Below are 12,826 nucleotides of genomic sequence, written 5' to 3'. Positions count from 1 at the left end.
GAGGGCGTGGCCGACAACCTGACCCGGATCCGCGGCATCGGCGGACGGCAGCAGCTACCCGACGAGGTGGCGTCCTATGTCCGCGAGTTGATCATGTCCGGCCAGGTGCGCGCCGGGGAGTTCCTGCGGATGGAACCGATCGCCGCGGCCGTCGGCGTGAGCAACACCCCGGTGCGCGAGGGACTGCTGGCGCTGCGCAGCGAGGGTTTCGTGGAGCTGGTGCCGCGGCGCGGATTCGTCGTGGCGCCGGTCACCCCGCAGGACGTGTACGACTTGTTCTGGGCGCAGGCGCAATTCGCGGCGGAGCTGGCCGCACGCGCCGCGACCACGATCACCGACGAGCGGATCGCCGAACTCGAGGCGATCAACACCCGCCTCGACGCCGCGATCGCGGCGGACGATCGCGACGCCATCGCCGTGCACGGCCACGAATTCCATCGGCACATCAATCTGGCCGCGGACTCCCACCGCCTGACCCTGCTGCTGGGCTCGGTCGTCCGGCATCTGCCGAACCGCTTCTACGCCTCCCTGGAGGGCCGCTTGGCCGCCATCGGCAACGACCATCCGCGGATGATCGAGGCGCTGCGCGACCGCGACGCCGACCGGCTGCGGGAACTGACCGAGAAGCACATCCTCGACGGCGCCCAGGGCGTGCTGGGAATGCTGGAGCGCACCGGCCCGTGGTCGGTGCCCGAGGAGGCCTGAACCGGCGAAACCGGCTCCGGGACAGCGTGTCCGGAGCCGGTCTCGTCGAATCCCGTTGTGGCCGTGTGCTAGACGCCGATCGCGTCGGCCAGTTCGAGCACCGCCTCGGCGGTCTTCACGTGCGCCAGATCGATGTGCACGCCCTCGAAGTCGACCGCCCCGCTCCCGGCGGCCTCGGCCGCGCGGAACGCCGCGATCATCCGGCGGTAGTACTCGACCGTCTCCGCCGAGGGGGTGAAGACCTCGTTGGAGATGGCGATGTGCGACGGATGGATGCAGACCATCCCCCGGAAACCGAGCCGCCGCGAATCCTCCGCGAACCGGCGGAACCCGTCGAGATCCTTGATGTCCTGCCACACCCCGGTGACCGGGTGGGTCTGACCCGCGCCGCGCGCGGCGACCACGATACGGCTGCGCTGATACAGGGTCTCGAGGCCCTCGAGGGTGAACTCGAAGCCCAGTTCGCGCCCCACGTCGGCGTTCGGGCCGGTGGCGCCGAGCAGACTCCACACCCGCGGGCACGCCTCGGCGATCTCCTCGCAGTGCGCCACCGAGACCGCGGTCTCGAAGCTGATGATCAGGCCCACCGACCCCGGTTCGAGGCCCTCGCGCTCCTCGATGTGCGCGACCACCGCGTCGATGCGGCGGACCTCCTCGGCGTTGTAGACCTTGGGCAGGAACAGACCGGCCACGCCCGGCACGAGGACGGCCTCGACGTCGGCGCCGAAATGCCCGCTGTCATAGCTGTTGGGGCGCACCCACACGTCGGGGCGGACGTTCTGCTCGCGCAGCCGCCCGAGGGTCTCCCGCACGATGCCCCGGGCGGCGGCCTTGTCCGCGGCCGGGACGGAGTCCTCGAGGTCCAGGATCAGCGCGTCGGCTCCGGCGGCGACCGCCTTCTCCGCCCAGCTGGATTTGTGCCCGGGCACGAACAACATCGAACGGTACGGCTTCAAAGATCTTCTCCTTCTGCGAGATACGGTGGGTCAGAACCGCGGGCTGCGGTGTTCGAGGTGGGCGGCCAGGCCCTCGCGGACCTCGGGACCGCCGAACCCGTAGAACTCGAGCGCCAGCGAGGCGTCGAAGATGGAGCCCGCGACGTGCCGATACCAGTTGTTCAGCGACTGCTTGGTCCAGCGGATGGCGGTGGGCGCGCCCGCGGCGAGTTCGCGGGCCACCTCCCGCGCGGTGGGCAGCAGGTCCGCGTCGGCGTCGACGCACAGCGAGACGAGCCCGATCCGCTCGGCCTCCTCGCCGTTGAGCGGGCGGCAGGTCATCAGGTAGTACTTGGCCTTGGCCATGCCGCACAGCAGCGGCCAGCAGATCGCGGCGTGGTCCCCGGCGGCGACGCCGAGGCGGGTGTGGCCGTCGATGATCTTGGCGGTCTTGGTCGTCACCGAGACGTCGGCGAGGATCGCGGCGACGAGTCCGGCCCCGACGGCCGGGCCGTGGATGGCGGAGACGATCGGCTTGGTGCAGTCGAGCACGTTGTAGACCAGGTCGCGGGCCTCGCGCATCACGCGGGTGCGGACCTCGTAGTCGTCGCGCATCGCCTCGACCATCGCGAACGAACCGCCCGCCGAGAGGCCCTTGCCCTCGCCCCGCAGGACCACGGCCTTGACCTGCGGATCAGCGTCGAACTCCCGCCAGACCTCCGCCAGATCGGCGTGCGCCCCCTCGCCGACCGCGTTCAGATTGGGGGCGTCGAACACCAGCTCGGCGACCCCCGCCTCGTCGGGGCCGTCCACCCGCAGATGTTCGAAGCGCGCATAGCGGCTCATGTCCGTCCTTCCATACCGGTCGGGAATACCGAATTCAATGAAAACATTATATATTAAGTACTACAAGATGGGAGTCAGCATGGATCGCGCCTTCTTCCGCGTGAAGTACGGGGATACCGAGGAACTGCATCCCGAGCCGGGAGCCGAAAGCGGCTGGGGCGCGGAGCATCTGCGCGGACCGGCCGTGAGCGGCGCGCTCGCCCGCGAGGCCGAGCGCACGGTCGCCACCCTCGGGCGCGCCGATCTGCGACCGGTGCGCTGGACCCTCGACCTGTTCCGCGCGGCGCGAATGCGCCCATCCACCACCACGGCGACGGTCCGGCGCGAGGGGCCGCGGCTGTGTCTGGTCGACACCACCCTGCTCCAGGAGGGCGAACCGGTCGCCCGGGCGAGCGCGCTGTATCTGCGGCCGAGCGAGACACCGGGCGGGGCGGTCTGGTCCGGCGGCACCTCCCCCACCCCACCGGCCGCCGGGCTCACCCCGCCCGGCGATCGCGAACGGCTGTACCTCGACCCGGCCCACGGATGGGGCGGATGGACCGACGGCTTCGTCGCCGCCGAGCGAAAACAGATCTGGCACTTCCCGATTCCCGTCGTCCACGGTGAGGACCCGACGCCGTTCCAGCTGGCCGCCTCCGTCGCCGACGTGACGAACCTGATCTCGAACCTGGGCGGCGCGGGACTCGAGTTCATCAATCCGGATGTCAGCCTGGCCCTCGCGCGTCTCCCCCGCGGCGACGAACTCGGCCTGGCGCTGACCGAACGCGTCGAACACGACGGCATCGCCGTCGGCACCGCGGTCGCGTTCGACCGCCACGGCGTCATCGGCACGGTGACGGCCTCCGCCCTGGCCAACGCGCAGCGCGCGGTCGGCCCCTACTCCCTGCGCCAGCACTGAAGGATCCTCCGTTGCCCCGCGAGAAGCCCCTCCGCCTCCCGGCGCCCCGCGCCGACGCCTGGGACTGGCAACTCCGCGCCGCCTGCCGAACCCACGACGTGAACGTCTTCTACACCGGCGACGAATCCGATACCGCCGCGGCCAAACGCCTGTGCGCCCGCTGCCCCAGCCTCGTCCGGTGCCGCGACTACGCGCTGAACGCCCATGAGGCGCACGGCATCTGGGGCGGGCTCACCCCGGCCGAACGCGTCGAGTACCGCTGGGCCCGCTACCTCGACCGGCGGCGCGGCCCGGCCCGCTGAGGGCCGGGCCGCCGCGGTCAGCGCTCGATCAGGGCGACCTTCACGTGGTCGGGGCGCTTCAACGTCCCGTCCGGCACCAGCTCCACGACCGTCTTCACGTTGAGGGCCGAGCGGACGCGCTGTTCGATGTCCGCGCGCAGTCGCGAACGCCCCGCCTCGTCCAGGCCGTCGGCGTACTCGACGACCAGCGGCAGCGGATGCTGGGTGGAGTGGCCCTCGAAGTCGGGGCGCACGCGCATCTCCCCCGTCGTGCGCGGGGTGAGCTCGAGGACCAGATCCTTGATCGCCGAGGGGAAGACGTTGATGCCGCGCACGATCAGCATATCGTCGGTGCGGCCGACGCAGCGCACCTTGTAACCCGTTCGGCCACAGGCACAGTCGGTGCCGGTGACGACGACGTGGTCGCGGGTGCGGAAGCGCAGCAGCGGGGAGGCCCGGCGGCGCAGCGCGGTGTAGACCAGTTCGCCGTGCGCGCCCGCGACCGGTTCGACGCGGTCGCCGGTGTCGGGATCGATGAGTTCGGCGATCATGAGATCCGGTGACAGGAAATGCATTCCGTCGCCGACCTCGCACTCCCCCCAGTAGGTGCACGCGATGTCGGTACCGCCCAACATCTCCCGCGCGGTCGCGCCCCACAGCGCCTCGAGCTTTCCGCGGATCGCGGGGGAACCGCCGCCGGGTTCGCCGCCGACGCTGATCGTGCGCACACCGAGGTCGCGGGCGGGGCGGCCGACGATGCGCGGCGCCTGCTCGGCGAGGTGCACGAGGAAGTTCGGCGTCCCGATCAGCGCGTTCGGCCGCTGATCGGCCTGCACGCGCAGCAGCCGTTCCGCCCCCGCCTCCGCGCCGATGGGGATGTCGACGATGCCCATGTATTGCAGGATCTGCACGATCGGCAGGCCGCCGACGAAACCCTTGCTCATCCCGAAGCCGTGCAGCAGCCGGTCGCCGGGCCGGAAACCGTTGGCGTACAACGCCCGTGCCCCCAACTCGCACCAGGTGACGATGTCGGAGGCGGTCAGCGCCACGTACGACGGACTGCCGGTGGTTCCCGAGGAGGCCTGGATCTGGACGATCTCGGCGTCGGGAACCGCGACGTGCGCGCCCAGCGGCGGCGACTGCGCCAGGCTGTCGCGCAACTCCTGCTTCTCGGTGAAGGGCAGGGCGGCAAGGTCGTCCACGCCGCGCACGGCCGCCGGGTCGACACCGTGCGCGGCGAACTTCGCGCGATAGAAGGCGCTGTCGGCGGCGAGGTGCGCGAGCTGTTCGCGCAACCGTTCGTCCTGGATCGCCCGCGCCCGCGCGGCGGAGATCGTCTCCACCTCGCTCCAGTACCGCGCCGAGAACGGTGCGACCGCCATTCGAGTCTCCTACCTGTCAGCCCCTGTGCGAATGTCGCCGGACCGGCGAGCGGCAGCGTGCGACACCGTCGACCCGAACTCAGTGATTATATATTATATCTTAAGTTAGATCCACGACGCCCAGCGGTCGAGACGGCGGGAAGGTCACGGGCAGGGCCGTCAGCGAGCGGTGGAACGGACCAGGCCGCCACGTCAATTCGGTTGTGCCGAGCGTCATTTCGGGCAGGGCGTCGACGAGCTGGTCGATCGCGTCCTGCGCGACCAGGTAGGCCACCGACCGGGCGGGACAGGCGTGCGGGCCGATGCTCCACGACAGGTGCGAGTTGTTGTCGAAGTATTCGCGGGTGCCGTTCGCGGGATCGTTGTTGCAGGCGGCCATGCTGATCACCACCGGCTGATGCGCGGGCAGCCAGACGTCGTCGATGAGGATCGGCTGGCGGGGGAAGGTGGTGCACATGTTCGACAGCGGCGGATCGGTGAACAGCACCTCGTCCAAGGCCGCGCGGGTGGTCATGCTCCCGCCGAGCAGGCCACCGGCGAATCGCTCGTCGGTCAGCAGCATGCGCAGGGTGTTGACGATGAGGTTCTGCAACGGTTCGATGCCCGCGCCGTAGAAGCTGAACAGCTGACTGATCAGCTCGGCGTCGTCGAGCCCGACCGGATGCCGCAGCAGCCGCGAGGTGATGTCGTCGCCGGGCTCCGCGCGCTTGCGTTCGAGCAGATCGCCCAGCGCGGCGACCATGGCCGCGTCGGCCGCGTCGGTGTCCGAGCCGTCGAACATCGCGGCCATCGCATCCGCCGCCCGGCGCCCGATATCGGCCGGGCAGCCGAGGATGGTGTTGACCACCTCGAAGGTCAGCGGATAGGCGTACTGGCCGATCAGTTCCGCCGAGCCCGTCGCGGAGAACTCGGCGATCAACGGCACCGCGATCCGTTCGACGGTGCTGTGCAGGGAGAACAGGTCGTGCCCGGCGAGGGCGTCGACCGTGGGCACGCGGTAGCGCGCGTGCTCGGGACCGGCACTGCGAAAGGCGTTGGGGCGCCACTCCATCAGCGGCAGGACCGGACAGTCGGCGGGAATGTCGCGCTGCCATATCCGGGGATCGGCGGGAAAATGGTCCGGGTCGTTGAGGATTCGCCGCGCGGTCGCGTAGCCGATCACCAGGGTGGCGGGCACGCCGGGGGCGAGCTCGACCGGGGCCAGCGCCCCGTGACGCGCCCGGAGTTCGCGATACACCCGGTAGGGATCGGCGGCGAATTCCGCTGTGTAGAGCGGTGTCCGGGGCCCGTCGCCGGAGGCCGGGCCTCCGGACGGGACCGGGCACGACAGGGTTTCGGGTGGTGGCATGGTCAACGGTGACCCTCCGAACATCGAACGAGACCGAGCTGAGACGACCGGTCGCGGGCGATGTCCCGCCCTGGGGGACCGGCGTGCGGCATCGTATCGAGTGCGGGCGGCGGCCCGGCGCGAAATTCAAATATTACGCATTATGCGGTGGACTTCTCGTCCTCCGCCCACAGGCCCTGCGCCTCCAGCATGGCGACCAGTTCGTCGGCGCCCTCCATGATGTGGTCGCGCATGAGGGTGACCGCGGCCTTCGCGCGCCGCTTGCGCAGCGCCTCGAGGATCGCGGGATGCTGTTGCATCGTGTCCTTGCTGTGGCCCTCGATGTCGTTGTAGAAGCGGTTCGGCAACTGCCGCACGATCGACCGCAGCAGCATGGCGAGCCGGCGGGAATCGGCGGCCAGATTGATCGTGCGATGGAACTCGTGCCCCAGCTGGACCACCAGCGCCGGATCGGTCCCCCGCGCGACCGCCTCGGCGTGGCGGTCGTTGACCTCGGTGAGGTGGTCGAGCTGGGCGGGGGTGATCAATTTGGCTGCGCGCCCGGCCAATTCACCGGCCAGGGTCGCCTGCGCCCAGAAGATGTCGCGCACGTCCTGACGGCTGAAGGCCGAGACCATGAAGCCGCGGCGCGGCACGAGTTCGACGAACCCCTCGCCGCTGAGCAGCAACAATCCCTCGCGCACCGGGGTGTTGCTCACGCCCACGGCTTCCGCGATCGGTTCGGTGCGCAGGAAGTCGCCGGGCCGCACCCGGCCGGTGATGATGAGTTCGCGCACGTAGGTCGCGACATCCTCCGAGAGCTGCTGGCGCTGGGAGTTCGAGCTGCGCGGCAGACTCCGGGCCGTCGATTCCATCTCGGCTCGATCCTTTCCAGTCGGCACTGCTATGCATTATGCCTCATACTTTCGAAACCGAGAGTCCGGCGCGGCGCCCGAACCGGTCAGCCGTCGCGCGAACCGTGTCCGGCGTCCTCCGGCACGGGAGCGAATTCCCTACGCACAGTATCGGTATCGGCCCCGAGTTCGGGGACGCGACCGGAGATCGGCGGCCAGTCGCGCGCCAGCGCGGGCGGTAGCAACGCGGGCACCGAACCCACCGGCGAGTCGACCTCCCGCCAGCGACCACGCTCGTGCAGTTGCGGATGGTCGGCCAGCTCCCGCACCCCGTTGAGCCGGGCGTTGCCGATTCCGGCGGCGTCGGCCAGGCGCTGGATCTCGGCGAGATCGCGCTGCGCGCACCACGCGCCGACGATCGCGTCCAGTTCCGCGCGGTGGGCGACCCGATCGTGGTTGTGCCGGTAACGCGGATCGGCCGCCAGATCGGGCCGGTCGAGCAGATCCTCGGTGAGCCGGCGCCATTCGCGGTCGCTGGTGGTGCCCAGCACGGCGGTCAGCCCGTCGGCGGTCGGGTAGGCGCCGTACGGCGCGATCATGGGCGAACCCATGCCGACCGGTTCGGGTTCGGTTCCGGTGTGCAGCACCTGATTCAGCGCGAACCCCATCATCTCGGCGACCACATCGAGCATGGCGATGGGGATCACGGCTCCGCGGCCAGTGCGCTCCCGGTCGTAGAGCGCGGCGAGCACGCTGGAGTAGGCGTAGAGGGCGGTGCCGACATCGGCGACGGGGATGCCGGGTTTGGCGGGCGCGCCGGGTGTTCCGGTGATCGCGCACGATCCCCCCTCGGCCTGCACGAGCAGGTCGTAGGCGCGTTTGTGATCCAGCGGGCCGCCGCGGCCGTAACCGGAGATGTCGACCACGATCAGCCGCGGATAACGCTCCAGCAGGTCCTCGGGCGCGAACCCCAGCCGGCTCAGGGCGCCCGGGCCGAGATTGGACACCACCACGTCGGCGCGCGCGAGCATTCCGGTGAACACCTCCCGGTCGGCGGCATCGGTCAGATCGAGCGCGGCGGACTCCTTGCCGTGGTTGAGCCACACGAAATGCGCCGCCATCCCCCGCACCACCCGGTCGTAGTGGCGGGTCGAGTCGCCGAAACCGGGCTGTTCGATCTTGATGACCCGGGCGCCGAGATCGGCCAGATGACGGGTGCACAGCGGCGCCGAGATGGCCTGCTCGAGCCCCACCACGGTGATGCCCGACAGCGGCGCGGTCATGCCGGTCCCTCCTTCGGAAATGCTTGGGCCGCAACATAATCGGCGTCGGAAACCGGATCGGGTCCGGTCCAGTCGGCCAGCAGATCGGCCACGTCCAGCCGATCGGTGCGCGGCGTCTCGGGCGACCGGGCGGGGGTGCGGCTCAGCCGGGGCGCGGGCGCCGGGTGCAGCACTCCGTCGACGCGCTGGAACAGGCCGCGGTGGACATTGTGCGGATCCTCGGCCGCCTCGTCGAAGGTCAGGACCGGGGTCACACAGGCGTCGGTGCCCTCGTAGACGCCCGCCCACTCCGCCCGGGTCCGGGTCGCGAGCGCGGCGCCGATGAGTTCGCGCAGGCGCGGCCAGTTCGCCCGGTCGTCCTGGTCGGGCCAGTCGCTGGTGTCGACGCCGAGCCGGGCCACGAATTCGGCGTAGAAGTCGGGTTCGAGCGCGCCGACCGCGAGGTAGTTGCCGTCCGCGCAGCGGTAGGTGTCGTAGAACGGCGCGCCGGAGTCCAGGTAGTTCGTGCCGGGGACGTCGCTGTAGCGGCCGGCCGCCCGCAGGCCCTGCAATTTCGCGGTGAGCAGGGCGACGCCGTCGACCATGGCCGCGTCGACGACCTGTCCGCGCCCGGATTTCCACGCCTCCAGCAGCGCGCAGACGATCCCGAACGCGCCGATCGCCGCGCCCCCGGCGTAATCGCCGAGCAGATTGATCGGCGGGCGCGGCGCCTCCCCCGCGCGGGCCATCGCGTGCAGCGCGCCGGTTTGCGCCACGTAGTTGATGTCGTGCCCGGCCTCGGTCGCCAGCGGGCCGGTGCGGCCGTACCCGGTGAGCCGGGTGTAGACGATCTCCGGATTGCGGGCGAGCACCACGTCCGGTCCCAGGCCGAGTCGTTCGGCCACGCCGGGCCGATAGCCCTCGACGAACACGTCCGCGCCCGAGATCAGCCGCAGCACGGTCGCGACGCCCTCGGGGTCCTTGAGGTCCACCGCGACCGCGTCCACGCCGCGGTTGACCACGTCGTATTCCTCGCGCAGCCCGTCGGTCTGGCCGAGCGCCCGCGCGGACCGATGCGGCGGACGGACGATCCGGACCACGTGAGCGCCCATGTCCGCCAACATCATTCCGACGAAGGGCACCGGACCCATCCCGGCCAGGACGAGTACCCGCACCCCCGTCAACGGTCCGCTCATCAGTAGGACCTCGGTAGCCCCAGCACCTGCTGCGCGATGTAGTTGCGCACCATCTCCTGCGAGAACGGCGCGTTGCGCAGCAGGCGAACCTCCCGCCACAACCGCTCGACGTGATACTCCTTCGAGTACGCGTAGCCGCCGAAGGTCGACAGCGCGCGGTCGCACGCCTCGTAACCCGCTTCCGCGCCAAGGTATTTCGCGGCCGCGGCCTCCTTACCGCACGGCTTGTGCGCCTCGAACAGTTCGGCGGCGTGCATGCAGACGCGTTCGGCGGCCTCGAGCCGGATCCAGGAGTCGGCCAGCGGGTGGGCGACGGCCTGGTTCTTGCCGATCGGCCGGTCGAACACCACGCGGTCCTTGGCATACTGGGTCGCGAGCTCCAGCCCGGCCCGGCCCAGGCCGACACCCTCGAGGCCGACCACGATGCGCTCCGGGTTCAGGCCGTCGATCAGGTACTTGAACCCCTTGCCCACCTCGCCGATGACCTCGTCGTCGCGGACCTCGAGGTTATCGATGAACAGCTCGTTGGAGTCGATGGCCGACCGGCCCAGCTTCTCGATCTCGCGCACGGTGATCTTGTCGCGGTTCAGATCGGTGAAGAACAGGGTCATGCCGTCGAGCGGCTTGTTCTCGTCGCGCGGCGAGGTGCGCGCCACGATCAGGATCTTGTGCGCGTTCTGGGCGTTGGTGATGAAGACCTTCTGCCCGTTGATCACCCAGCCGCCGTCGATCTTGGTGGCCTTGGTGCGGATGCGCGAGGTGTCCACGCCCGCAGTGGGTTCGGTGACGGCGAAGGCCATCAGGATCTCGCCGGAGGCCAGTTTCGGCAGCCACTCGCGCTTCATCTCCTCCGAGCCGTAGCGCAGGATCGGCGCGGGCGGGAAGACGTAGAAGTGGATGGCCGACCCGCCGCTCATGCCCGCGCCGGAGGCCGCGACCTCCTGCAACATGATGCCCGCCTCGGTCAGGCCCAGCCCCAGGCCGCCGTACTCCTCGGGGATCATCACGCCCAGCCAGCCGGCCGCCGCGAACGCCTTGACGAACTCCCACGGGTACTCGCCCTTGCGGTCCTTCTCCCGCCAGTAGTCGTAGCCGAATTTGCGGGCCAGTTCGCGGGTGTTCTGGCGAACCAGGTCCAGATCCTGATCGGTCAGTGTCATCGGTGATCTCCTGCTGTTTCACTGGTCGGGATGCCGTCGATGGGGGTGGCGGGATCCAGGGACGACAGATCCCCTTGGGCCAGGCCCAGATAGCGCGAGCGGATGGCGCGGCGCATGATCTTGCCGTTCTTGGTCTTCGGAAGTGCCTGTACCACATGCAGACTCGGTGCGAAGGAACGGCCGATGCGACCGACCGCGGCGGATTCCAGATCGTCGTGGTCGGCGTCGTCGCGGACCACGACGAAGACGACGACCCGTTGTCCCCGTTGCGGATCGGGCGCGCCGATCACCGCGGCCTCCACGATGCGGCGGTCGGTCAGCAACGCCGCCTCGATCTCGGCGGGCCCGACGCGGCGCCCGGACACCTTGATGGTGTCGTCGGAGCGGCCGTGGATCTGCCAGACGCCGCGCTCGTCCACCGAGGCCAGGTCGCCGTGCACCCACACGTCTTCCCAATGGCTCCAATAGGTTTCGAGGTAGCGCTCGCGGTCCTGCCAGAACGCGTGCGTCATCCCGGGGAAGGTGTTGAGCACGGCCAGTTCGCCGACCTCACCGGTCACCGGTTTGCCGTCGCCGTCGAGCACGGCCGCGTCGACGCCGATCAGCGGCGCGTTGAACGAGGCCGGGTCGATCGGCAGGAACGGATAGGCCACCAGCAGGCCGCCGCCGACCTCGGTGCCGCCGCTGAAGTTGATGATCGGCCGCTGCCCGCCGCCGACGGTCTCGTACAGCCAGCGCCAGGTCGGCTCGTCCCACGCCTCCCCGGTCGAGACGAACGACCGCAGGCTGTCCAGCCCGGCCGGCGTGCCCTCGGCGCGGGCCATGACCAGCCGCATCGCGGTGGGCGCCACACCCTGTACGGTGACGCCGTTGCGGTCGATGATCTCCCACATCCTCGTGGGCGTGGGATGATCGGGCACGCCCTCGGTGAACACCACCGTGGCGCCGAGTTGCAGACCGCCCGCGATGAGCATCGGCCCGACGAGCCAGCCCATATCGGAGATCCAGGCGATGACGTCGTCGTCGTGCACATCGAAGGCGTAGCCGAAGTCGACGGCGGTCTTGACCGCGAATCCGGCGTGCGAGTGCACGATTCCCTTGGGGCGTCCGGTGGTTCCGGAGGTGTAGACGATGGTCAGCGGCTCGTTGGATTCGAGCTGGACCGTCGGCACCGGTTCCGGGTTCTCCGGTAGTTCGTCCCAGTACACATCCCGTCCGTCGCGCATCTCGACGTCGTTGTCGAGATGACGGACCACCACGCTGTGGCGGACGGACGGGGCGGACCGCAGGGCCTCGTCGGCGGTCTGCTTGAGCGGCACCACCTTTCCGCGACGGGTGGTCGCGTCGGCGGTGACGAGCGCGACGGCCGCGGAGTCCCGCAGGCGCGCGGCCAGGGCCTCGGGTCCGTAACCGGTGAAGGCCGGAACCGAGATGGCCCCGATCATCGCGCAGGCCAGGAAGGCGACCACGGCCTCGGGGACCACGGGCACGAACAGCACCACCCGATCGCCGCGGGAGACGCCGAGGGCGGCGAGGTTGGCCGCGAATCGGCGCACCTGGGCGTCGAGTTCGGCGTAGGTGAGGGTGCGGCGGGTCCCGCCGTCACCCTCGTAGACGACCGCGGTCTTGTCCGCGATCGGGCCGTCGGCGTGCCGGTGGGCGCACAGCGTGGCCAGATTCAGCTGCCCGCCGGGGAACCAGCGCGGGAACGGGATGCCCGCGCTGTCGTCGCGGACCCGCTCGAAGGGTTCGGCGAATTCGACGCCGAGATCCTCGATCGCCGCGCGCCAGAACCATTCCGGCTCGTCGACCGACGCCCGGTGCAACTCCGCGAGGCTGCCGTACCCCCATTTCGTCATGGCGGCCAGCAGGCGACTCCGGGACCGCACGGGGTCGGGCGGCATCCAGACCGATTGCTGGTCCGGATCGGCGGGAGCTGGTCCTCGCATCGGGCACTTCCTTTCTCTGCGACCGGTTTTC

At 70.1% G+C, this 12,826-nt stretch carries 12 protein-coding genes; 3 read left to right on the top strand and 9 right to left on the bottom strand.

Annotation, left to right across the window (positions count from 1 at the left end; all coding sequences use genetic code 11):
- Window positions 1-6 precede the first annotated feature (6 nt).
- Window positions 7-705, top strand: a complete 699-nt coding sequence (locus ACWDSJ_RS02255; RefSeq protein WP_387357671.1) for a GntR family transcriptional regulator — start codon at window positions 7-9, stop codon at window positions 703-705.
- 68 nt (window positions 706-773) lie between these two features.
- Here the strand turns inward: ACWDSJ_RS02255 and ACWDSJ_RS02250 are convergent, their stop codons facing one another.
- Complete coding sequence (locus tag ACWDSJ_RS02250; RefSeq protein ID WP_450028847.1) at window positions 774-1,661, bottom strand: HpcH/HpaI aldolase/citrate lyase family protein; 888 nt, start codon at window positions 1,659-1,661, stop codon at window positions 774-776.
- A 30-nt stretch (window positions 1,662-1,691) separates the two neighbouring features.
- Window positions 1,692-2,486, bottom strand: a complete 795-nt coding sequence (locus tag ACWDSJ_RS02245) for an enoyl-CoA hydratase/isomerase family protein (protein ID WP_387357669.1) — start codon at window positions 2,484-2,486, stop codon at window positions 1,692-1,694.
- 79 nt (window positions 2,487-2,565) lie between these two features.
- On the opposite strand from ACWDSJ_RS02245, the gene ACWDSJ_RS02240 reads away from it, so the two are divergent.
- Window positions 2,566-3,384, top strand: a complete 819-nt coding sequence (locus ACWDSJ_RS02240) for an acyl-CoA thioesterase domain-containing protein (protein ID WP_450028846.1) — start codon at window positions 2,566-2,568, stop codon at window positions 3,382-3,384.
- Between the two features lie 11 nt (window positions 3,385-3,395).
- Window positions 3,396-3,686: a WhiB family transcriptional regulator gene (locus ACWDSJ_RS02235; RefSeq protein ID WP_387357667.1), complete on the top strand. Its 291-nt coding sequence runs from the start codon at window positions 3,396-3,398 to the stop codon at window positions 3,684-3,686.
- A gap of 17 nt (window positions 3,687-3,703) precedes the next feature.
- Here ACWDSJ_RS02235 and ACWDSJ_RS02230 read toward each other — a convergent pair whose 3' ends face one another.
- From ACWDSJ_RS02230 to ACWDSJ_RS02200, 7 genes are all read right to left on the bottom strand, one after another.
- Entirely contained in the window at window positions 3,704-5,047 is a 1,344-nt protein-coding gene (locus tag ACWDSJ_RS02230; RefSeq protein ID WP_450028845.1) for a phenylacetate--CoA ligase family protein, read from the bottom strand.
- 100 nt (window positions 5,048-5,147) lie between these two features.
- Window positions 5,148-6,395, bottom strand: coding sequence for a cytochrome P450 (locus ACWDSJ_RS02225; protein WP_450029019.1), 1,248 nt, complete (start codon window positions 6,393-6,395; stop codon window positions 5,148-5,150).
- Window positions 6,396-6,535: 140 nt separating this feature from the next.
- Window positions 6,536-7,249, bottom strand: a complete 714-nt coding sequence (locus ACWDSJ_RS02220; protein WP_387357665.1) for a GntR family transcriptional regulator — start codon at window positions 7,247-7,249, stop codon at window positions 6,536-6,538.
- Window positions 7,250-7,335: 86 nt separating this feature from the next.
- Complete coding sequence (locus tag ACWDSJ_RS02215; RefSeq protein WP_450028844.1) at window positions 7,336-8,511, bottom strand: CaiB/BaiF CoA transferase family protein; 1,176 nt, start codon at window positions 8,509-8,511, stop codon at window positions 7,336-7,338.
- A complete protein-coding gene (locus ACWDSJ_RS02210) occupies window positions 8,508-9,686 on the bottom strand; it encodes a CaiB/BaiF CoA transferase family protein (RefSeq protein ID WP_450028843.1) in 1,179 nt (392 codons plus the stop codon). The genes ACWDSJ_RS02215 and ACWDSJ_RS02210 overlap by 4 nt, the downstream gene beginning before the upstream one ends.
- Entirely contained in the window at window positions 9,686-10,846 is a 1,161-nt protein-coding gene (locus ACWDSJ_RS02205) for an acyl-CoA dehydrogenase family protein (RefSeq protein WP_450028842.1), read from the bottom strand. Before ACWDSJ_RS02205 ends, ACWDSJ_RS02210 begins: the two co-directional genes overlap by 1 nt.
- Window positions 10,843-12,795 (bottom strand): AMP-binding protein, encoded by a 1,953-nt coding sequence (locus tag ACWDSJ_RS02200; protein ID WP_450028841.1) that lies wholly within the window; start codon window positions 12,793-12,795, stop codon window positions 10,843-10,845. The genes ACWDSJ_RS02205 and ACWDSJ_RS02200 overlap by 4 nt, the downstream gene beginning before the upstream one ends.
- Window positions 12,796-12,826: the final 31 nt, after the last annotated feature.

It is taken from the genome of Nocardia sp. NPDC003482 (assembly GCF_053588115.1).
This window is presented reverse-complemented; position numbering and strand designations above follow the sequence as displayed.